This is a genomic window from Xanthomonas sacchari, from assembly GCF_040529065.1.
GTDB lineage: Bacteria > Pseudomonadota > Gammaproteobacteria > Xanthomonadales > Xanthomonadaceae > Xanthomonas_A > Xanthomonas_A sacchari.
On sequence record NZ_CP132343.1, the window covers coordinates 1,473,505 to 1,494,408 of the forward strand.

The window sequence follows — 20,904 nt, forward strand, 5'->3', positions numbered from 1 at the left end:
CAGCGGCCATGCCTGCCCTGGCCGCCGATGCGCCGCCAGGCGCCGGCGATTCCGTGCTGACCCTGGGCAAGGTCCAGGCCACCTCGCCGCTCGCCGCCGGTTCCAGCGCGCGCAGCGTGTTCAGTTCCGTCGACATCCTCGGCGGCGACCTGCTGCAGGACCAGCACGTCGACTACAGCTGGGAACTGCTGATGCGCGCGCCCGGCGTGCAGGTGACCCAGTTCAAGATGGGCACCGACGCCGGGCGTTTCTCCTTCCGCGGCTTCAACGGCGAGGGCCGGGTCAATGCGGTCAAGCTGCTGATCGACGGCGTGCCCAGCAACGACAATGCCGGCGCCATGCCGTACCTCGATGCGGTGTTTCCGCTGGACATCGCCGCGATCGAGATCGTGCGCGGCACCAACGACCCGCGCTACGGCCTGAACGCGATCGCCGGCAGCGTCGACGTGCTGACCCGCAGCGGCGGTAACGACGGCCGCGCCAGCGTCACCGTCGGCAGCTTCGGCACCCGCGAGATACAGGCGACGCAGGGCATCGAGCGCGGTGCCTGGAGCCAGAACTATTTCGCCGCCTGGCGCGACAGCGACGGCTACCGCGACCACGCCGACGCGCGCAAGCATGCGTTCTCCGGCAAGTGGTTCTACACCGATCCGGACGGGCGCTGGCGTGCCGGACTCAGCGCGCGCGACTACCGCAACACGGCGCTGGAGGCGGGATACCTGGACTACGCGACCGCGCAGCGTGCGCCGCGCAGTTCCCCCGACTACGCGCGCGACGACCGCAGCCAGCGCCACACCACGCAGGTGTCGCTGCATCTGGACGCGCGCCTGGCCGAGACCGTGCAGGGCAGCGCCAAGGCGTACTGGAACCGCTACGACAATCAGCGCTGGGTGCGCTTCACCGCGGCCGGTGCGCAGCAGGAGCGCGATACCGACGAGCGCCAGCGCGGCGTGCTGGCCAAGCTCAGTTGGCGCCCGGCGTTGACCCGTGCCGACGCCTTCGCGCTGGAGGGCGGGGTCGACGCGCAGTGGCAGGACAACATCTCCCAGCGCTATCGCACGGTGGCGCGCGTGCGCACCGCGCCGCTGCGCGACTGGGACTTCGATTTGCACACCGAAGGCGCTTACGTGCAGGCGGTGCTGCGTCCGACCGCGCGCCTGCAACTGGTGCCGGGCTACCGGGTGGATCGGGTCGGCGGGCAGTTCCGCGACCTCGCCAGCGGTGCGCGCTATCCGACCTACGCCTACGGCACGATTCGCCAACCCAAGTTGAGCGCGGTGTACGCGCTCACTGGGCAGGCCAGCCTGTACGCCAACATTGGTCGCACCTTTCAGATCGGCAGCGGCAACGGCGCCTACCGCACCCAGGCGCGCAACCTGGCGCCGTCCTACAACGACGGCTGGGAGAGCGGCCTCAAGTTCGCCGGCGCGCAGCAGCGCTGGGACGCACGCGTGGCCTACTGGGAGCAGCGCGCCTCCGATGAAGTGGCCACCATCCTCGGCGTGAACGGCAGCGTCGGCACCGGCGAGGTCGGCAACGTGGGCAAGACCCTGCGCCGCGGCTGGGACGCGCAACTGAACCTGCGTCCGGACGAACGCTGGACGCTGTGGCTGGCCTATTCCCGGCAACGCGCGTTGATCGTCACTCCCGACCCGAGCGCGCCGGCTACCCGCGGCAAGGAGATCGAGAACGTGCCGCATTACCTTGCGACGGCGGGCATCGGCTGGCAGGCCACGCCAAGGCTGACGCTGTCGGCCTGGGGCAACGCGCAGGGCGACTACTACGTGGAGCGCACCAACACACTGGGCCGCTACGGTGGCTACGCCTTGGCCAATCTCGGCGCGACCTGGCGCTGGCGTCCGCAGCGCGAGGTCTCGCTGCAACTGAAGAACCTGACCGATCGGCACTACGTCTACGCCTGGTACGACAGCGGGTCGTCCGGCTACTCGCCTGGCGATGGCCGCGCGCTGTACGCCACGCTGAGCTGGGGCTGGTGATGGCCGCGCGCACCCTTGCCGCCGAGGCGGCGCCAGCGCGCTTCTACCGCGCGGTGTGGCGCTGGCACTTCTATGCCGGCCTGCTGGTGCTGCCGCTGCTGGTCTGGCTGGCACTGACCGGAGCGGCCTTCGTCTACCAGCAGCCGATCGACCGCTACTTCCACCATGCGCTGAAGACCGTGCCGGTGCCGGCGCACGCGCAGGCGCTGGGCCCGCAGCGGTTGCTGGACGCGGCCCTGGCCGCGCAACCCGGCCAGGCGCTGCGCTACACCACGCCGCCACAGCGCGATGCCTCGGCGGAAGTGACCATCGCCACCGCCGATGGCCGTCACGCCGTGGTGTACGTGGATCCGTACCGGGCACGGGTGCTGGGCCGGTTGCCCGAACACGGCACCGTGGCCTGGACCATCCGCCGCCTGCACAGCCTCGACTACGTCGGCTGGTTCGCCAATGCGCTGATCGAGGTGGCCGCCGGCTGGGCGATCCTGCTGGTGCTGACCGGCGTGTACCTGTTGTGGCCGCGCGGGCGTCGCGGCGGCGTGACCACGGTGCGCGGACGGCCGCCGCAGCGCGTGTTCTGGCGCGATCTGCACGCGCTCACCGGCAGCCTGGTCGGCGTGGCGCTGCTGTTCCTGGCGCTGACCGGGATGCCGTGGTCGTGGTTCTGGGGCGCGCAGGTCAATCGCCTGGCCAATGGCCACCACTATGGCTACCCGGCCGGGTTGCGCGTGGATGTGCCGATGTCGACACAGCGGCTGAGCGACAGCGAGGTGCCGGCGTGGTCGCTGCGGCAGGCGCGCCTGCCGCAGTCGTCGCTGCCCGTGGATCCGCATGCGGCGCATGCCGCGCATGATGGCCAAGTAGACCACGGCGACCACGGCGACCACGGCGGCATGGCCGGCATGGCGGATGCGGCGCCGGCAGCCGGCGCGATCGGCCTGGATGCGGCGGTGGCGCGGTTCCAGTCGCGCGGCATCGCGCCCGGCTACAGCGTCGCGCTGCCGCGCGGCGTGCGCGGTGTCTATACCGCGTCGGTGTATCCGCCGGACCTGGCGCAGCAGCGGGTGATCCACCTGGATCAGTACAGCGGCCAGGTGCTGCTGGACATGCGCTATGCCGATTACGGGCCGCTGGCCAAGGCGCTGGAGTGGGGCATCAACGTGCACCTGGGCCAGGAGTACGGAGTGCTCAACCAACTCGTGCTGATCGGCGCGTGCCTGGGCATCGTGCTGTTGTGCGTCAGCGCGGCGGCGATGTGGTGGAAGCGGCGTCCACGGGGTGGGCTCGGGGTGCCGCCGCTGCCGGCGGACCGGCGCACGCTGCGCGGCGTGGTGGCGTTGCTGGTGCTGGGTGGGCTGCTGTTCCCGTTGGTCGGTCTGTCCTTGCTGCTGATGTTGGCGCTGGACTGGGCGCTGGTGCTGCGGCGCGAGCCGGTGGTGGGGGCTTAGCGGATCGAGGTCGGAAGCTACGGTGATTCCGTTGCGACAAGCGATGTCATCGGCGTATCCGATCTTGTGCAGTCGGGACTGAAGTCCCTCCCACAAGGGGCGGGTCAGCGGTCATTGCTGGTGTCAGCACTTGCGCCAGAGACAAAGGGTTATCCGTGTAGATACCGTCTTGCCCCCTAGCAGGCAAGGCCCCTTTTCGGATCGAACGCCGTGCCCGATTTGAGAACCCCGTAGGCCAGGTGCAGGAGCTTGCGCATGGCGGCGCACACGATCTGCTTGCCGGCTTTGCCGCGTTCGCTCAGCCGCTGTTTCAGCGTGCGGATGATCGGGTTGTGGGTCATGGCCACCAGGGCCGGCATGAACAGGCCCGCGCGCAGGCGGGGCGAGCCGGTGCGCGAGATGCAGACGTGGCCTTTGCGCTCGCCCGACTCCTGCAGACACGGATTCAGGCCCGCGAAGGCGGTCACCGCCGAGGCATTGGCGAAGCGCCTCACATCGCCAAGTTCGGCCAGCATCAAGGCCGCGCTGGTGTCGGCAATCCCCTGGATGCTCACCAGCAACTCGCGCTGCCCACGCAAGGTCGGATCCTGGTCGATATGGTCATCGATGGCCTGCTCGATCTGGGCGATGTGGTGTTGCAGATCGGCCAGATGGACCTGGATCGAGTCCTTTACCTGGGCCGGAGCGACCTCCAGCCGGTTGCGCTCCATCTGCAGCATCTGTTGCAGGTCCTGGCGCCGGCGCACCAGCGCTTTGAGCTGCTTGAGCGCCGGCGGATCAGGGTGCCAACGGCGTAACTGTTCGCGGTGACGCAAGGCATAGCTGGCGATCAGCTTGGCATCGCTGCGATCAGTCTTGACCCGGCTGAGCTGGCTGCGTGCGTACGCGGCCGTCTGCGCCGGGTTGAGCACGCACACCCGATAGCCGCGTGCGTGGAGGAACTCGGCCAGCGCCTGGTGGTAGGTGCCGGTGGCCTCCATGGCGATCCAGCTATCGGGCTGCGCATGCGTCTGCAGCCATGCCTGCAGGGCCTGGAAGCCCTTGGCATCGTTGGACAACTTGGCCTTGGTACGGTGCTTGCCATTGGTCAGATCGATGGCCACATCGAAACTGCGTTTGGCGACGTCGATGCCGATGACGGGAGACATACGCGATTCCTCCATCGTGTCAGGGTCATGATCGGCGCTGAGCCCGGTCCTGCCTTGTCGATGCGAGTTCACGCCCGGGGGCGGACTCTGGATACCGTTCGGACACACAAGGGCCAGCATGTGGAGGGCGGAGCCGATCTACGATGCAAGCTCGAAGCTTTAGGAGCGACTGGACCTCCCGCACCTCCTCCGATGATCAGTCGGAAGACATAACGCCTGTTTAGGGGCGACATGTCCAGATACAAGGAGCGGCTTCAGCCGCGACCGGGCGTTCATGGGATTGCCCGGTCGCGGCTGAAGCCGCTCCTACGAAAAATGACGCGGTGCGGTCGGTAACGTACGGCACGGCTGGCGGCGCGGCTACAGAAAGGCCGAACGCGTGCCGGGTGCCTTACAGATCCTCGTGGATCCCGCACTCGCGCTTGAGGCCGAAGAAGCGGGTGTCTTCCTCGCGCATGCCCGGTTCCCAGCGGCGGGTGGTGTGGAAGTCGCCGATGGAGACGTAGCCCTGTTCCCACAGCGGGTGATAGGGCAGGTCGTGCTGCTGCATGTATTGCCACAGGTCGCGATCGCTCCAGTCGGCGATCGGGTTGATCTTGTAGCGCTCGCCGCGCTTCTGCACGAACGGGGTTTGCGCGCGGCTGTCGGACTGGCTGCGGCGCAGGCCGGTGAACCAGGTGCCGACCTTCAGCTCGTCCAAGGCGCGGCGCATCGGCTCGACCTTGCGCAGGTTGTTGTACTGCTCGATGCCGACCATGCCCTGTTCCCACAGGCGGCCATGGCGCGCTTCCATCCAGGCGCGGCTGACCAGCGGGCGGTAGATCTTGAGATTGAGCTTGAGCCGCTCGGTCAGCGCGTCGGCGAAACGGTAGGTCTCGGCGAACAGGTAGCCGGTGTCGATCAGGATCACCGGGATGTCCGGGCGCTGCCGGGTCAGCAGGTGCAAGGTGGCCGCCGATTGCGCGCCGAAGCTGGACGACAGCGCCGCTTCGGCCGGGCCGTGCTGCAACGCCCAGGCCACACGCTCGGGCGCGGAGAGCGTCGCCAGCAGCGCATTGGCGGCATCGAGATCCAGGGCCGGCACCGGTGCGTTGGCGGAGGCGTCTTGGGAGGCGGCGGGCAGAGCGCTCATGCGTGCAGTTCCGACGGAATCAGGTGGCGGTGGGTGGGATAGGCGGGCAGGGCGACCACGCCGCTGCGGTGCAGGAAGTCGCCGAAGCGCTCGTCCTTCTCCCGCTCGCTGGCATAGCGCGCGAACAGCGGCTCCAGCGCGGCGAGGATCTCCGGCTCGGCGATGTTCTCGCGGTACAGGGTGTTGAGGCGCTGGCCGCGGTGGTCGCCGCCGAGCATCAGGTTGTAGCGGCCCGGCGCCTTGCCGACCAGGGCGATCTCGGCCAGGTACGGCCGCGAGCAGCCGTTGGGGCAACCGGAGATGCGCAGCAGGATCGGCGCGTCCTCCAGGCCGTGGCGGGCCAGCAACGGCTGCAGCTGCGCGGCGAAGGCCGGCAGGTAGCGTTCGGCCTCGGCCATCGCCAGGCCGCATGTGGGCAGGGCCACGCAGGCCATGGCCGCGCGCGCCAGCGCGGTGGGCGCGCGGTTGCCGGCGTCCAGCGCATGCGCGCGCACCAGGGCGTCGATCGCCTCGCGCTGCGCGGCGGGGATGCCGGCGATCACCAGGTTCTGGTTCGAGGTCATGCGGAAGTGCGCGCCGTCGCCGGCATCGCGCAGCTGCGTGGCGATCGCGCGCAGGCCGCTGAGGTGCTGCGCGCCGTCGGCATGGTCGGCGATGCGCCCGGCCGGCAGCGACAGGGTCAGATGCCAGCGGCCGTCCTCGCCGGCCTGCCAGCCCTCGCGATCGCCGTTGTGCTCGAAGGCGAAGTCGCGCGTGGCCTGTAGGCGCACGCCGGCGCGGCGCTCGATCTCCGCCACCACAGTGTCCAGGCCATGGTCGTCGATGGTGTACTTGAAGCGTGCGCGCTTGCGCACCGTGCGGTTGCCCAGGTCGCGCTGGGTGGTGACCACCGCGGTGGCGACGTCGAGCAACTGCGCGCGGTCGATGAAGCCGACCACGTTGGCCACGCGCGGGTAGGTCTCGGCATCGCCATGGCTGGCGCCCATGCCGCCGCCGAGGCTGACGTTGTAGCCGACCAACGTGCCGTCGGCGTCCAGCACCCCGATGAAGCCGAGGTCGTTGGCGAACACGTCGACGTCGTTGATCGGCGGCAGCGCGAAGCCGATCTTGAACTTGCGCGGCAGGTAGGCGTTGCCGTAGATCGGCTCGTCCTCCTGGCCGCTGCCGGCGACCTGCTCCTCGTCCAGCCAGATCTCGTAGTAGGCGCGGGTGTTGGGCAGCAGGTGTTCGGACACGCGCGCGGCGTCGGCGTAGAGCGTGGCGTGCGCCTGCGAGGCCAGCGGATTGGCGGCGACCTGCACGTTGCGGTTGACGTCGCCGCAGGCGGCCAGCGTGTCGATCAGCGCGGCGTTGATCGCCTGCATGGTCGCCTTCAGTTCGCGCTTGATCACCCCGTGGAACTGGAACGCCTGGCGCGTGGTGATGCGCAGCGAGTGGTTGCCGTAGGTGGTGGCGATGGCGTCGAGCTTGAGCCACTGCGCCGGCTCCACCACCCCACCCGGGGTGCGCGTGCGGATCATGAACTGGTAGGCCGGCTCCAGTTTTTGCCGGCGCCGCTCCTCGCGCAGGTCGCGGTCGTCCTGCTGGTAGCTGCCGTGGTACTTGATCAGGGTCTGATCGTCCTCGCGCAGCGCCCCGGTGACCGGGTCGGCCAGGCTCTGCAGCAGCGACCCGCGCAAGCGCTGGCTGTGGTGCTTGATGTCTTCGACGGAGTGGGACATTGGGCAGGGAATCGAGAATGGGGAATAGGGAATGGCAAGGGCGGGTACGTCGGATTACGGAAAGCCCGTCGAGGCCGGCTGTTGCCCATTCCCCATTCCCGTTTCCCGATTCCCCGCCTCAATAGACATCACGCGCATACCGCCCCTCCTGCTGCAGTTGGCTGAGATAGGCGGCGGCGTCCTCGGGGCTGCGGGCGCCGTGTTCGGCGACGATGTGCAGCAAGGTGGCGTGCACGTCCTTGCCCATGGCGATGGCGCCGCACACGTACAGGTGCGCGCCGTTCTGCAGCCAGTCGTACACCGCGCGGCCGTGTTCGCGCAGGCGCTGCTGCACGTACACCTTGGCCGGGGCGGCAGTGCCGCGCAGCGGCTGCACGTCGCGCGAGAACGCCAGGTCCAGCCGGTGCAGTTCGCCGCTGCGCAGCGCCTGCTGCCATTCGGCCTGGTAGAGGAAGTCGCGGTTGAAGTGGCGGGCGCCGAAGAACAGCCAGTTGCGGCCGCTGGCGCCGCCTTCGGCGCGCTCCTGCACGAAGCCGCGGAACGGCGCCACGCCGGTGCCGGGGCCGATCATCAGGATGTCGCGGCTGCCGTCGGTCGGCACCCGGAAGCGTTCGTTGGGCTCGATGTAGATCGGGGCGCTGTCGCCTTCGGCCAGGGCGGCCAGATAGCCGCTGGCGGCGCCGCCGTGGGCATGGCCGTGGGCGTCGTAGGCCAGCACGTCGACGGTGAGGTGGGCTTCGTCGCCGACCCGCTTGCGGCTGGAGGCGATTGAGTACAGGCGCGGGACCATCGGCCGCAGCGCCTGCAGCAGCGCGGCGTGGTCCCAATCCGCCGGCCAGCGACGCAGCACGTCGATCACTTGGTGATCGGCGAGCAACGCCGCCAGGCCGGCGGTCTGGGTGGGGGCGAGCAGCTCGGTCAGCGCGTTGTCGCCGGCGCGTTCGGCCACTGCGGCGAGCAACGGGCGCGAGGCCCGGGTCAGTTCGCGATGGCTGGCGAGCCAATCGTGCAGGGGCAGTGTCTGCCCATCGACAGTGAATGCGACGTCGCCGTCCAGGCGCGTCGCGGCCAGGACCGCCTCGACCAGCGCGGGCGGATTGCGATGGCGCACGCCCAGGGCGTCGCCGGGTTCGTAGTGCAGGCCACTGCCGGCCAGAGACAGTTCCAGGTGGCGCACGTCCTTGTCGGCCTGACCATGCGCGGCGTAGCGCGGTCCCTTGAAGTCGCGGCCGCTGATCGGCTGGTTCGCCAGGACCTCTGCGGCGAACGGTTGCGTGCGGCTCCAGGTCGCGGCGGCGGCGCCGCGCAGCGGCGTCACCGTGGCCGACGGCGTCGCGGGCGTGCGGCCCAGGATGTCGCGTGCCTGCGCCAGCGCCTGCGCGCGCCACGGTGCCGCCACCGTCTCGATCTCCAGGTCGGCCTCGCCCAGCGGCAGCAGCCGCTGCGCGCCGAGTTCGGCCAGGCGCGCATCCAGGCGCCGGGCGATGCCGCAGAAATCGGCGTAGCTAGAATCGCCCAGGCCGAGCACGGCGTACTGCAGCTGCGGCAGCTTCGGCGCGCGCCGGCCCTGCAGGAACTCGACGAAACCGATCGCATCGTCCGGCGGGTCGCCCTCGCCCTGGGTGCTGATGACCACGTACAGCAGGCGCTCGTTACCCAGCTCGCGGGTGGGATAGGCGTCGGCGCGCAGCAGGCGCACCGCCAGCCCGGCCGCCTCGGCCTCGGCGGCCACCTGTTCGGCAGCGCGACGTGCGTTGCCGGTCTGGCTGCCGTAGACGATGCTCAGCTGCGGCGCCGGCGAGGGGGCCGCGGTGGCGCCGGCGACCACGGCCAGCGCCGGCGTCGCCGGTCCCTGCGCCTGGGCCAGGCCGGCGGCGTAGCCGGACAGCCACCACAGGCCGGCCGCGTCCAGGCCCTCCACGGTCCGCGCCAACAGCGCCTTGCGCTCCTCGGGCAAGGGGCTGGGTGGCAGCGCGGGCGAGGCGGCGGTCATGGCCGGTCCGGGGATGAGGAAGGGATGACCGATGTTAGGGATTCGTTGTGCGGTACAGAAAGGAACAGGGGTTATCGGCTCATGCCCGTGGCTTATTTCTGCTGCCCGTAGACGCCGCGCACACTGCCGCCCCGATCGTCACGCCCGCTGTTACGCTTCGGGTCCGTCCCTCCACTGCCTGCCGCCGCCGTCTCGATGAGTGCGTTTTCCCTGTCCCACCTCGACCGCCTCGAGGCCGAGAGCATCCACATCCTGCGCGAGGTCGCTGCCGAGTTCCGCAACCCGGTATTGCTGTATTCGGTCGGCAAGGACAGTTCGGTGCTGCTGCATCTGCTGCTCAAGGCGTTCGCGCCGGCGCCGCCGCCGATCCCGCTGCTGCACGTGGACACGCGCTGGAAGTTCCGCGAGATGATCGCCTTCCGCGACCGTCGCGCCGCCGAGACTGGCGTGGAACTGCGCGTGCACATCAATCCCGACGGCGTCGCCCAGGACGTCGGCCCGTTCAGTCACGGCGCCAGCGTGCACACCGATGTGATGAAGACCCAGGCGCTGAAGCAGGCGCTGGACCTGTGGAAGTTCGACGCCGCCATCGGCGGCGCGCGCCGCGACGAAGAGAAGGCGCGGGCCAAGGAGCGCGTGTTCTCGTTCCGCAACGCGCATCACCGCTGGGATCCCAAGCAGCAGCGCCCGGAGCTGTGGAATCTGTACAACCCGCGGATCCATCCCGGCGAGAGCGTGCGCGTGTTCCCGCTGTCCAACTGGACCGAGCTGGACATCTGGCTGTACATCTACCGCGAAGCGATTCCGGTGGTGCCGCTGTACTTCGCCGCCGAGCGTCCGGTGGTGGAACGCGACGGCGCGCTGATCATGGTCGACGACGCGCGCCTGCCGCTGCGTCCCGGCGAAACCCCGCAACTGCGGCGCGTGCGCTTCCGCACCCTCGGCTGCTACCCGTTGACCGGCGCGATCGAGTCGCAGGCCGATACCCTGGAGAAGATCATCGCCGAGATGCTGCAGGCCACCACCTCCGAACGCCAGGGCCGGATCATCGACCAGGACCCGGGCGCCTCGATGGAGCAGAAGAAGGTGGAGGGGTATTTCTGATGAGCCGGGATTCGGGATTTGGGATTGGGGATTCGCAAGAGCGGATGTCGGCGGCTGATTTGGTGTCGAGAGGGAGCGATGTGACGAATCCCCAATCCCCAATCCCCAATCCCGTAGGCGGCGACGCCGTCGCCGCCTACCTGCAGCAACACGAACACAAGCCGCTGCTGCGCTTCATCACCTGCGGCAGCGTCGACGATGGCAAGAGCACCTTGATCGGACGCCTGCTGTACGACAGCAAGCGGCTGTTCGACGACCAACTGGCGGCGCTTGGCGCCGACAGCAAGCGCCACGGTACCCGCGGCGGGGCGATCGACTATGCGTTGCTGCTGGACGGCCTGGCCGCCGAGCGCGAGCAGGGCATCACCATCGACGTGGCCTACCGCTATTTCGATACCGACCGACGCAAGTTCATCGTCGCCGACTGCCCCGGGCATGCGCAATACACCCGCAACATGGCCACCGGTGCGTCCACCGCCGACGTGGCGGTGGTGCTGGTCGACGCCGCCAAGGGCGTGCTGACCCAGACCCGCCGGCACAGCTACATCGTCGCGCTGCTGGGCATCCGCCACGTGGTGCTGGCGGTCAACAAGATGGACCTGGTCGAGTTCGAACAGGCGACGTTCGAGACCATCGCCGCCGAGTACCGCGCGCTCGCCGCGCAGTTGGGCATCGCCGACGTGCAGTGCATTCCGCTGTCGGCGCTGGAGGGCGACAACCTGTCGCAGCGCTCGGCGCGCACGCCCTGGTACGCCGGCCCGGCGCTGCTCGAACACCTGGAAAGCGTACAACTGGACGCGCGCACCGCCGACAGCGGGCTGCGTCTGCCGGTGCAGTGGGTCAACCGCCCGCATGCGCAATTCCGCGGCTTTGCCGGCACCGTGGCGGCGGGCGTGGTGCAGCCCGGCGATGCGGTGGTGGTGCTGCCGTCGGCGCGGCGCGCGCAGGTCGCGCAGGTGTTGGTCGGCGCCGAGCCGGTGCCGCGTGCGGTGGCCGGGCAGGCGGTGACCCTGACCCTGACCGAGGAGATCGACGTCAGCCGCGGCGACGTGATCGCCGCCGCCGGCGATCCACCCGAAGTGGCCGACCAGTTCGCCGCGCACCTGTTGTGGATGGACGATGCCGCGCTGCTGCCCGGCCGCCCATACTGGCTGAAGATCGGTGCGCGCACCGTGGCCGCCAGCGTCACCGAGATCAAGCACCGCATCGACGTCAACACGCAGGAGCGCTTGGCGGCCAAGCGGCTGGAGCTCAACGAGGTCGGCTATTGCAACCTGGCGCTGGACCAGCCGATCGCCTTCGCCCCGTATGCGCAGGACCGCACGCTCGGTGGCTTCATCCTGATCGACCGCCACAGCAATGCTACCGTGGCCGCCGGCACCCTGGATTTCGCGCTGCGCCGCGCCGGCAACGTGCACTGGCAGCACCTGGACGTGGACAGGGCGGCGCGTGCGCGAATCAAGGGGCAGACGCCGAAGGTGCTGTGGTTCACCGGCCTGTCCGGCGCCGGCAAGTCGACCATCGCCAACCTGGTCGACAAGCGCCTGCACGCGCTGGGCTACCACACCTTCATCCTCGACGGCGACAACGTGCGCCATGGCCTCAACCGCGACCTGGGCTTCACCGACGAGGACCGTGTGGAGAACATCCGCCGCGTCGCCGAAGTGGCCAGGTTGATGACCGATGCCGGCCTGATCGTGCTGGTCAGCTTCATCTCGCCGTTCCGCGCCGAGCGGCAACTGGCGCGCGAGCGCTTCGGCGAGGGCGAATTCCTCGAAGTGTTCGTCGACGTGCCGCTGCCGGTGGCCGAGGCGCGCGACGTCAAGGGCCTGTACGCCAAGGCGCGCGCCGGCCTGATTCCCAACTTCACCGGCATCGATTCGCCGTACGAGGCGCCGGAGCGCCCGGAACTGCACCTGCACGCCGACGGCGACAACGTCGAAGCGCTGGCCGCGCAGGTGCTGGCGGCGCTGGGGCTGCAGGACTGAGGCGGGAGTGGGGCGTTGCGAGGGTCGATCACCTTCCCGATGCCTCCGCACTGTAGGAGCCAACTGTCATGCAGTCGCGCCGAAAGGCGCCCGCCAGGCACCCGACCTCAAGGCGTCGGGACTGAAGTCCCTCCACAGTGCATCCAGCCAACGTGTCGCAAGTCTCAGCAGGAGATGTTCCGTCACACGCGAATAGCGCTCGCTGTTGCGGAAATCGGCGTTTTTGTGTGTCCATCAGGATCAACAGGCAATGAGCGCCACCACGCGCAGCGCATTTGTTGGCGGACACGGCAATGACCCAGGCGTGCGTAGCAGTCGCAGTTGCCTCGGCCTTTGCTGTTGATGTTGCTCTGGCTTTTGATTGACCGGGTTCCCTTCCGCAGCGGCGGCCATCGCGGGGAAAAACCCCGCAGGGGCGGCGCACATGGATGTGCGCCGTTCGCGGCAGGGGCAGGATGCCCCTTCCGCGAATCCCCGGGATGGACGCGGACCCGGAGCGCGTCAGCGCGGAGGGCGCAAGGCAGGGTGTGCTTGACCAGCCTTCGGCTGTGGTAAAGCGCTTCTTTTGGTTACTTTTCTTTGCACAAGCAAAGAAAAGTGACTCGCCGCAAGGCGAAAGCCCTGGCTGTTGCTTGAGATGTAGGGGCCGGACGTGAAGAGCCTCCGCAACGCCCGCGTGCTAAATCACTGGCGTTCATGACGTGACAGCCGCCGCCGCGCGTGCTTAAGTCGTCGCCCTCCTCATCGGCGAAGGCCCTTCCATGCCAGCTCTGTCCCGTCGCGTGCTGTTCTCCGTCCTCGCGCTGTGCTGCGGCGCGGCCTGCGCGCAGGCGCCCGACGCGGTGCCGAGCGGGCGCCTGCCGGAGTGGGCGGTGCCCGAGCACTACGCGCTGGACCTGAAGATCGATCCGGAGCGCACCAGCTTCGACGGCACCGCCACCGTCCGCGTGCGCCTGGAGCGCGCGTCCGATCATCTGTGGCTGCACGGCAAGGAGTTGCGCGTGAGCAAGGCCACGTTGCGCACCGCCGATGGTGCGTCGTTGCCGGTGCGCTACACCCAGGCCGACGCGCAGGCCGGCGTGGCCCGCATCGCCTTCGGGCGCACGCTGCAGCCGCAGGAACTGACCCTGACCATCGTCTACAGCGCGCCATTCAACCAGCAGTTGCAGGGCCTCTACCAGGTCAAGGCGCAGGGGCATGCCTATGCCTTGACGCAGATGGAGCCGATCAGCGCGCGCTACGCCTTCCCCGGTTTCGACGAGCCGGCGCTGAAGACGCCGTTCGCGCTGCGCCTGACCGTGCCCGAGGGCGAGCAGGCGCTGGCCAATACCCGCGCCGTGTCCACCGAGCCGGCCGGCAAGGGCTGGAAGACCGTGCGCTTCGCCGAGACCGTGCCGCTGCCGACCTACCTGGTGGCCTACGCGGTCGGGCCGTGGGACCTGGTCGACGGGCCGGCGCTGCCGGCCACGCCGCAGCGCCCGCAGGCCATCCCGCTGCGCGGCGTGGCCGCACAGGGGCAGGGGCCGCGCATCCAGCGCGCGCTGCAGCAGACGCCGGAAATCATCACCGCGCTGGAGGACTACTACGACTTCGGCTATCCGTTCGACAAGCTGGATCTGGTGGCCGCGCCGGACTTCTCCGCCGGCGCGATGGAGAACCCCGGGTTCGTCACCTTCCGCGACTGGCTGCTGTTGCTGGACGACCATTCGCCACGGCACAACGTCGAGGGCTCGTTCAACGTCACCGCGCACGAGCTGGCGCACCAGTGGACCGGCGACACGGTGACCATGGCCTGGTGGGACGACCTGTGGCTCAACGAGGCCTTCGCCACCTGGATGCAGCAGAAGATCACCATGCGCCTGCGTCCGCAGTACCGCGCCGACCTGGACCGCATCAGTGCCGCGCAGGAGGCGATGGACAACGACAGCCTGGTCAGCGCGCGCAAGATCCGCCAGCCGATCACCGGCAACGGCGACATCGAGACCGCCTTCGACAGCATCACCTACCGCAAGGGCGCCGCGGTGCTGGGCATGTTCGAGCAGTTCGTCGGCGAGGACACCTTCCGCAGCGGCATGCGCGCCTACATCCGTGCGCACCGTTTCGGCAACGCCACCGCCGACGACCTGGTCGATGCCATCGCCGCCGCGGCCGGCAAGGACGAGGAGTTCAAGGCCGCGTTCCGCAGCTTCCTCGACCAGCCCGGGGTGCCCTATCTGCAAGCGCAGCTGCAGCCCGAGGCGGGCGGCGCGGTGCTGCACCTGCACCAGCAGCGCTTCCTGCCGCTGGGCTCGCGCGGCAACGCCGCACAGACCTGGGGCGTGCCGGTGTGCGTCAAGTACGGCACGCGCCAGGGCGTGCGCCGTGCCTGCCAGATGCTGTCTTCCAGCGACGGCCGCCTCACGCTCGCCGGCGCCGATGCGAACAGTTGGGTGATGCCCAACGCCGGCGGCACCGGCTACTACCGCTTCGCCCTGCCCAAGCCGCAACTGGCCGCGCTCGGCCGCCATCTCGATGCGCTCGACGATGCCGAGAAGCTGGCCTATGCCGACGCCATCGACAGCGCGTTCCGCACCGGCGAGGCTGACACCGCGGACGTGATCGCGGCCATGCAGCAGCTGGCGCCGGCCAAGGCCACGGCCGTGGCCACCGCGTTGAACGACCGCATCGGCTGGATCTGGCGGGTGCTGGCGGGCGACGACGCGCAGCGCGCCAGGCTGCGCCAGGCGACCGAGGCCGCGTTCGGCGCACGCCTGCAGGCGCTGGGCTATCAGCGCCGTGCCGGCGACAGCGACGACGACGTGGCGCTGCGCTCGCACCTGGCCGACCTGCTCGGGGTGACCATGGGCGTGCCGGCGGTGCGGCAGGCGCTGCTGGCCCAGGGCGATGCGGTGCTGGCCGGCAAGGGCGGCGCGCTGGACTTCGCCGCCGCCAACCCGGACCTGCTCGGCACGGCGCTCACCGTGGCGGTGCAGACGCGTGGTGCGCCGGCCGTGGACGCGTTGATCGCCGCCCTGCGCGGCCATGGCGAACCGGCCCAGCGCAACGCGATGATCGAGGCGCTCGGCGCCGTTCGCGACCCGCAGCAGCTGCAGAAGGTGCGCGATTTCGCGTTGACCGATGCGATCAAGGTCGGCGAGATGAAAAGCCTGCTGATGGGCGCGCACGCCGAGCCGGCCACGCATGCCTCGATGTGGCCCTGGTACACCGCCAATTTCGATCGCATCGTGGCGCGCTCCGGGTCCTTTGACGGCGGTCGCCTGCCGGCGCTGGCCGCCAGCGGTGGCTGCGATGCCGCCGAAGCGGACCGGCTGGAAGCATTCTTCACCCCGCGCCTGAAGGCGCTCAGTGGCGCCGACCGCGGCCTGGCGCAGACCGCCGAAACCATTCGCCTGTGCAGCGCGCTGCAGGCGCGGCAGCGTGCCGCGTTTCCGCCGCACTGATCGCAGTTGCCAGGCCCCTGCGCCGCCCGCATGCTACGCGGCACGCACTCGCGCGCCTGGCGCAGGGATGGCGGATCCGGTGGCGGACGACGCTGCCGGGCAACGTTCAGGGGGAACGCATTGATCCGAAGCTGCATGACGTGCTGGCCAGAACCAATGTGGCCGAACTGGTCCAACCGGCGTGCGCCGAACAGGTGACGCATCAGCCGGTGCAGCCGGAGCCAGCGCCGCCACCGCCGCCCAGGTACGCCACCTCCGATCCGTTTCAGTACCACCTGGCCAGCACCGAGATCGTCGGCAAGTTGGCCGAGGGGCGTACGTCGCCGGCGTTGCGCTTTTTCGGCTGGCTGGTGTTCGGACTGCCGATGGCCTCGTTCGGATTGATGATGCTGCACGCGATCTGGTATGACGCCTCGGCGCATGCCCTGTATGTGCCGCACACCCTGGGGCAAGCGGTGCGCATGCTGCTGGGGACCGCATCGGCGCTCGCCTTCGTGGTGGCCTATCCGTACTTCACCCGGCGTCGTGCCGCCAAGGATTGAGTGAGCGCCCAAGGGCGCGCCACGCGTGCGCTGCGTCTCATCGCGCAGCGCCTCCCCGCGCCGGCAAGGGTCGTCGGTCATGCCCGAACTGTCTCAACGCCGGTCACGCCGGGCCGTTAGACTGGGCCGAACTCCACGCGTCCGGGATTTCCATGCCGCACCGACCACGCGCCGGCGTCCGCCTGGTGTATCTCCTGTTGTCGTCGATCGCGCTTGTCGGGTGCGGCAAGCCCGCGGCGCCGGCCAAGGCCAATGCCGCGGTTCCGGTGACGCTGCAGACGGTGCAGCTGCGCGACTGGAACGACAGCCTGTCCTCGCTGGGCACGGTCAAGGCGCGCGAGTCGGTGACGCTGACCGCCAAGGTCAGCGAGATCGTCGAGCGTGTGCATTTCGAGAGCGGCCAGGAAGTGGCGGCCGGCGCGCCGCTGGTGACGCTGCGCGGGCAGGGCCAGCAGGCGGCGCTGCGCGAGGCCGAGGCCACCTACACCGAGGCCGAGCAACTGTACCGGCGGCAGAGCGAGCTGGTCGGCCGGCAACTGGTGTCGCGCGCGCAACTGGACACGCAACGCGCCCTGCGCGACGCCGCGCAGGCGCGGGTGCTGCAGATGCGTGCGGAGATCGGCGACCGCAGCGTGCGCGCGCCGTTCGCCGGCGTCCTCGGCCTGCGCCAGGTCAGCCCCGGCGCACTGCTGACGCCGGACGCGACAATCGCCACGCTCGACGACGTGGCCCAGGTCTATGTGGATTTCCAGGTGCCGGAGGCGGCGCTGTCGACGGTGAAGCCCGGCGACGTGGTCGGCGGCCGCAGCGTGGCCTACCCGGGGCGCGCCTTCGAAGGCAAGGTCGCCACGGTGGATGCGCGCGTGGACAGCGCCACCCGCGCGGTCACCGTGCGCGCCGCGTTCGACAACGCCGACCGCGCGCTGCGCCCGGGCATGCTGATGGACGTGCGCCTGTACCGGCCCGCGCGACAGGCGCTGGTGATCCCGGAGATCGCGGTGGTGCAGGTGGGACGCGATGCGTTCGTGTACCGGGTCGGTGCCGATGCCACCGTGGCCCGCGCCGACGTGCGCACCGGCACGCGCCGCGACGGCCTGGTCGAGATCGTGGAGGGCCTGCAGCCCGGCCAGCGCATTGTGGTCGAGGGCACCGGCAAGCTGCGCCCGGGCGTGGCCGTGGTCGATGCCGCCGCCGGCGTCGACGGCGGTGGCGCGCGCAGCGGCAGCGCCGCGGCGGACCTGGCGCGATGAAGCTGTCCGACGTTTCCATCACCCGGCCGGTATTCGCCGCGGTGATGAGCCTGTTGCTGGTGGTGCTGGGGGTGATGGCGTACAGCCGGCTGACCCTGCGCGAATTGCCGGCGATCGATCCGCCGATCGTGTCGGTGGATGTGCGCTATCCCGGCGCCTCGGCGGCGGTGGTGGAAAGCCGCATCACCCAGGTGCTGGAAGACGCGCTGGCCGGCATCGAAGGCATCGAGACGATCCAGGCGCGCAGTTCCAACGGCGTGGCCGACATCAGCCTGGAGTTCCGCGCCACCCGCGACATCGAGGCCGCCGCCAACGACGTGCGCGATGCGGTCAGCCGCGTGCTCGACCGCCTGCCCGACGAGGCCGACGCGCCGGAGATCGCCAAGGTCGAGTCCGATGCCGACGCCATCCTGTGGCTCAACATGAGCTCCAGCACGATGGACGCGCTGCAGCTGTCCGATTACGCCGAGCGCTACGTGGTGGATCGCCTGTCCAGCATCGACGGCGTGGCGCAGGTGATGCTGGGCGGGCGGCAGCGCTACGCCATGCGGATCTGGCTGGACCGCGACCAGTTGGCCGCGCGCGCGCTCACCGTGGCCGACGTCGAGAACGCCCTGGCCCGCGAGAACGTGGAACTGCCGGCCGGCCGCCTGGAATCGGCCGATCGCGACTTCACCCTGCGCGTAGAGCGCAACTACCGCACTCCCGCGGACTTCGCCGCCATTCCGCTGGGCAAGGGCCGCGACGGCTACGTGGTGCGACTGGGCGACGTGGCCAAGGTGGAACTGGCCTCGGCCGAGCGCCGCGCCTACTTCCGCAGCAACGGCGTGCCCAACGTCGGCCTGGGCATCGTCAAGACCTCCACCGCCAACAGCCTGGACGTGGCCCGCGCCGCACGCGCAGCCGCGCAGCAGATCCAGCAGACCCTGCCCAAGGGCACGCAGATCTTCGTCGCCTTCGATTCCACCGTGTTCATCGATGCCTCGGTGGAGCGCGTCTACCACACCCTGATCGAGGCGGTGGTGCTGGTGCTGGTGGTGATCTGGCTGTTCCTGGGCAGCTTGCGCGCGGCGCTGATTCCGGCGGTGACGGTGCCGGTGTGCCTGGTGGCCGCGTTCATCGCGCTGTATGCGTTCGGCTTCTCGATCAACCTGCTGACCCTGCTCGCCTTGGTGCTGTGCATCGGCCTGGTGGTGGACGATGCGATCGTGGTGGTGGAGAACATTCAGCGCCGCGTCGATCTGGGCGAACCGGCGCTGGTGGCGGCGCGGCGCGGCACCGCGCAGGTCGCCTTCGCGGTGATCGCCACCACCGCGGTGCTGGTGGCGGTGTTCCTGCCGGTCGGCTTCCTCGAAGGCAACACCGGGCGCCTGTTCCGTGAACTGGCGGTGGCGCTGGCCGCGGCGGTGGCGATCTCCGCCTTCGTCGCGCTGACCCTGACCCCGATGATGTCGTCCAAGCTGCTCAAGGCGCACGCGCGCGAGCAGCCCAACCGCGTGCATGGCTGGGTCGAGGCGCGGCTGCAGGGGCTGAGCGCGCGCTACCGGCGCGTGCTCGAGCGCCATGTCGGCCGCGCCTGGCTGTTCGGCGCGCTGCTGCTGGCCGCGCTGGCGGCCAGTGCGCTGCTGGCGCGGATGATTCCCTCGGAACTGGCACCGGCCGAGGACCGCGGCTCGTTCCAGGTGATGATCGATGCGCCGGAAGGCGCCGGCTTCGACTACACCGTGGGGCAGATGCACCAGGTCGAGGCCATCCTCGACCGCCACCGCGGCGACGGCCAGCCGATCGCGCGCGCCAATCCGCGCGTGCCCGGCAGTTTCGGTGCCAGCGAGGAGATGCACACCGGCCGGGTCAGCGTGTTCCTGCGCGACTGGAGCGAGCGCGACGTGGCCACCGCCGACGTCGCCGCCCAGTTGCAGGACGAACTGCGCGCGCTGCCTGGCGTGCGGGCGCGCACTCAGGTCGGCGGCGGCCTGGTCAACAGCCGCGGGCAGCCGTTCCAGATCGTGCTTGGCGGCCCCGACTACGCCGAGATCGCGCAATGGCGCGACCGCCTGCTCGCGCGCATCGCCGACAACCCCGGCCTGGTCGGGGCGGACTCGGACTACAAGGAAACCCGGCCGCAGATGCGCGTGGAGATCGACCGCCAGCGCGCGGCCGACCTCGGCGTGCCGGTGACCGAGATCGGCCGCGCGCTGGAGACGCTGATGGGCTCGCGCCAGGTCACCACCTTCGTCGACAACGGCGAGGAGTACGACGTGATGCTGCAGGCCAGTCGCGACGGCCGCGCCAATCCCGACGACCTGGCGGCGATCCGGGTGCGCGCCGACAACGGCCAGCTGATCCCGCTGTCGAACCTGGTGACCCTGCGCGAAGTCGCCGAGCCGGGCAACCTGCATCGCTTCAATCGCCTGCGTGCGATCACCATCAACGCCGGCCTGGCCCCGGGCTATCCGCTCGGCGAGGCGATCGCCTGGGCGCAGCAGGTGGCGCGCGAGGAACTGCCCGACTACGCGCAGCTCGACTGGAAGGGCGAATCGCGCGAGTACCAGAAGGCCGGCGGCGCGGTGCTGCTGACCTTCGCCCTGGCGCTGCTGATCGTGTACCTGGTGCTGGCGGCGCAGTTCGAGAGCTTCATCCACCCGCTGGTGATCATGCTGACCGTGCCCCTGGGCGTGCTCGGCGCGCTGATCGGCCTGGCGATCAGCGGCGGCACCCTCAACCTGTTCAGCCAGATCGGCATCGTCATGCTGGTCGGGTTGGCGGCCAAGAACGGCATCCTGATCGTCGAGTTCGCCAACCAGTTGCGCGATGCCGGGCGCAGCGTGCGAGAGGCCATCGTCGAAGCGGCGGCGGTGCGCCTGCGCCCGATCCTGATGACCTCGCTGGCCACCGTGGTCGGCGCCATCCCCCTGGTGGTCGCCGGCGGCCCCGGGTCGGCCAGCCGCGCCACCATCGGCATCGTGGTGATCTTCGGCGTGTCGGTGTCCACGCTGCTGTCGCTGTTCGTGGTGCCGGCGTTCTATGCGCTGCTGGCGCCGTACACACGGTCGCCGGATGCGGTGCAGCAGCGCCTGCAGCAACTGGAGGCGCAGACGCCGTCGGTCGGCGGCCACGCCTGAGCGGGAGCGCTCGGGCCGG

The 20,904-nt window shown here is 69.9% G+C and carries 12 protein-coding genes; 8 read left to right on the plus strand and 4 right to left on the minus strand.

The annotated features are described in order from the left end of the window. Positions 1–8 precede the first annotated feature (8 nt). Positions 9–1,997: a TonB-dependent receptor gene (locus RAB71_RS06275; RefSeq protein ID WP_010342784.1), complete on the plus strand. Its 1,989-nt coding sequence runs from the start codon at positions 9–11 to the stop codon at positions 1,995–1,997. Then, the gene (locus RAB71_RS06280; RefSeq protein ID WP_041500468.1) at positions 1,997–3,445 is read left to right on the plus strand and encodes a PepSY domain-containing protein; all 1,449 of its coding nucleotides are present in this window, start codon (positions 1,997–1,999) and stop codon (positions 3,443–3,445) included. Before RAB71_RS06275 ends, RAB71_RS06280 begins: the two co-directional genes overlap by 1 nt. Before the next feature lie 176 nt (positions 3,446–3,621). Here the strand turns inward: RAB71_RS06280 and RAB71_RS06285 are convergent, their stop codons facing one another. The 4 genes from RAB71_RS06285 to RAB71_RS06300 all read right to left on the minus strand — a co-directional run bounded on the left by RAB71_RS06285 (position 3,622) and on the right by RAB71_RS06300 (position 9,439). Continuing rightward, positions 3,622–4,593, minus strand: a complete 972-nt coding sequence (locus tag RAB71_RS06285) for an IS110 family transposase (RefSeq protein WP_353940090.1) — start codon at positions 4,591–4,593, stop codon at positions 3,622–3,624. A 391-nt stretch (positions 4,594–4,984) separates the two neighbouring features. Beyond that, positions 4,985–5,725, minus strand: a complete 741-nt coding sequence (locus RAB71_RS06290) for a phosphoadenylyl-sulfate reductase (RefSeq protein ID WP_010341781.1) — start codon at positions 5,723–5,725, stop codon at positions 4,985–4,987. Continuing rightward, positions 5,722–7,446 carry an assimilatory sulfite reductase (NADPH) hemoprotein subunit gene (gene cysI / locus RAB71_RS06295; protein ID WP_010341782.1) on the minus strand — a complete coding sequence of 575 codons (1,725 nt, stop codon included), beginning with the start codon at positions 7,444–7,446 and terminating at the stop codon, positions 5,722–5,724. The genes RAB71_RS06290 and cysI overlap by 4 nt, the downstream gene beginning before the upstream one ends. 118 nt (positions 7,447–7,564) lie before the next feature. Further along, entirely contained in the window at positions 7,565–9,439 is a 1,875-nt protein-coding gene (locus RAB71_RS06300) for an assimilatory sulfite reductase (NADPH) flavoprotein subunit (protein WP_010341783.1), read from the minus strand. 195 nt (positions 9,440–9,634) lie between these two features. Here RAB71_RS06300 and cysD point away from each other — a divergent pair, with 195 nt between their 5' ends. From cysD to RAB71_RS06330, 6 genes are all read left to right on the plus strand, one after another. Further along, positions 9,635–10,543: a sulfate adenylyltransferase subunit CysD gene (cysD, locus tag RAB71_RS06305; RefSeq protein WP_019799632.1), complete on the plus strand. Its 909-nt coding sequence runs from the start codon at positions 9,635–9,637 to the stop codon at positions 10,541–10,543. Next, complete coding sequence (cysN, locus tag RAB71_RS06310; protein WP_050946547.1) at positions 10,543–12,531, plus strand: sulfate adenylyltransferase subunit CysN; 1,989 nt, start codon at positions 10,543–10,545, stop codon at positions 12,529–12,531. Before cysD ends, cysN begins: the two co-directional genes overlap by 1 nt. A 761-nt stretch (positions 12,532–13,292) precedes the next feature. Further along, positions 13,293–15,971: a M1 family metallopeptidase gene (locus RAB71_RS06315; RefSeq protein WP_029561928.1), complete on the plus strand. Its 2,679-nt coding sequence runs from the start codon at positions 13,293–13,295 to the stop codon at positions 15,969–15,971. After that, entirely contained in the window at positions 15,923–16,513 is a 591-nt protein-coding gene (locus tag RAB71_RS06320) for a hypothetical protein (RefSeq protein WP_234006592.1), read from the plus strand. The genes RAB71_RS06315 and RAB71_RS06320 overlap by 49 nt, the downstream gene beginning before the upstream one ends. Before the next feature lie 152 nt (positions 16,514–16,665). Continuing rightward, complete coding sequence (locus tag RAB71_RS06325) at positions 16,666–17,763, plus strand: efflux RND transporter periplasmic adaptor subunit (protein ID WP_010341790.1); 1,098 nt, start codon at positions 16,666–16,668, stop codon at positions 17,761–17,763. Further along, complete coding sequence (locus RAB71_RS06330; RefSeq protein WP_010341792.1) at positions 17,760–20,885, plus strand: efflux RND transporter permease subunit; 3,126 nt, start codon at positions 17,760–17,762, stop codon at positions 20,883–20,885. Before RAB71_RS06325 ends, RAB71_RS06330 begins: the two co-directional genes overlap by 4 nt. The last annotated feature ends 19 nt before the right edge of the window (positions 20,886–20,904 follow it).

Bases quoted from the DNA above. Each gene is read 5' to 3' on its own strand.
- RAB71_RS06285 (WP_353940090.1), bottom strand. From the start codon at position 4,593: ATGTCTCCCGTCATCGGCATCGACGTCGCCAAACGCAGTTTCGATGTG.
- cysN (WP_050946547.1), top strand. From the start codon at position 10,543: ATGAGCCGGGATTCGGGATTTGGGATTGGGGATTCGCAAGAGCGGATG.
- cysI (WP_010341782.1), bottom strand. From the start codon at position 7,446: ATGTCCCACTCCGTCGAAGACATCAAGCACCACAGCCAGCGCTTGCGC.
- RAB71_RS06330 (WP_010341792.1), top strand. From the start codon at position 17,760: ATGAAGCTGTCCGACGTTTCCATCACCCGGCCGGTATTCGCCGCGGTG.
- RAB71_RS06280 (WP_041500468.1), top strand. From the start codon at position 1,997: ATGGCCGCGCGCACCCTTGCCGCCGAGGCGGCGCCAGCGCGCTTCTAC.
- RAB71_RS06315 (WP_029561928.1), top strand. From the start codon at position 13,293: ATGCCAGCTCTGTCCCGTCGCGTGCTGTTCTCCGTCCTCGCGCTGTGC.
- cysD (WP_019799632.1), top strand. From the start codon at position 9,635: ATGAGTGCGTTTTCCCTGTCCCACCTCGACCGCCTCGAGGCCGAGAGC.
- RAB71_RS06325 (WP_010341790.1), top strand. From the start codon at position 16,666: ATGCCGCACCGACCACGCGCCGGCGTCCGCCTGGTGTATCTCCTGTTG.
- RAB71_RS06300 (WP_010341783.1), bottom strand. From the start codon at position 9,439: ATGACCGCCGCCTCGCCCGCGCTGCCACCCAGCCCCTTGCCCGAGGAG.
- RAB71_RS06275 (WP_010342784.1), top strand. From the start codon at position 9: ATGCCTGCCCTGGCCGCCGATGCGCCGCCAGGCGCCGGCGATTCCGTG.
- RAB71_RS06290 (WP_010341781.1), bottom strand. From the start codon at position 5,725: ATGAGCGCTCTGCCCGCCGCCTCCCAAGACGCCTCCGCCAACGCACCG.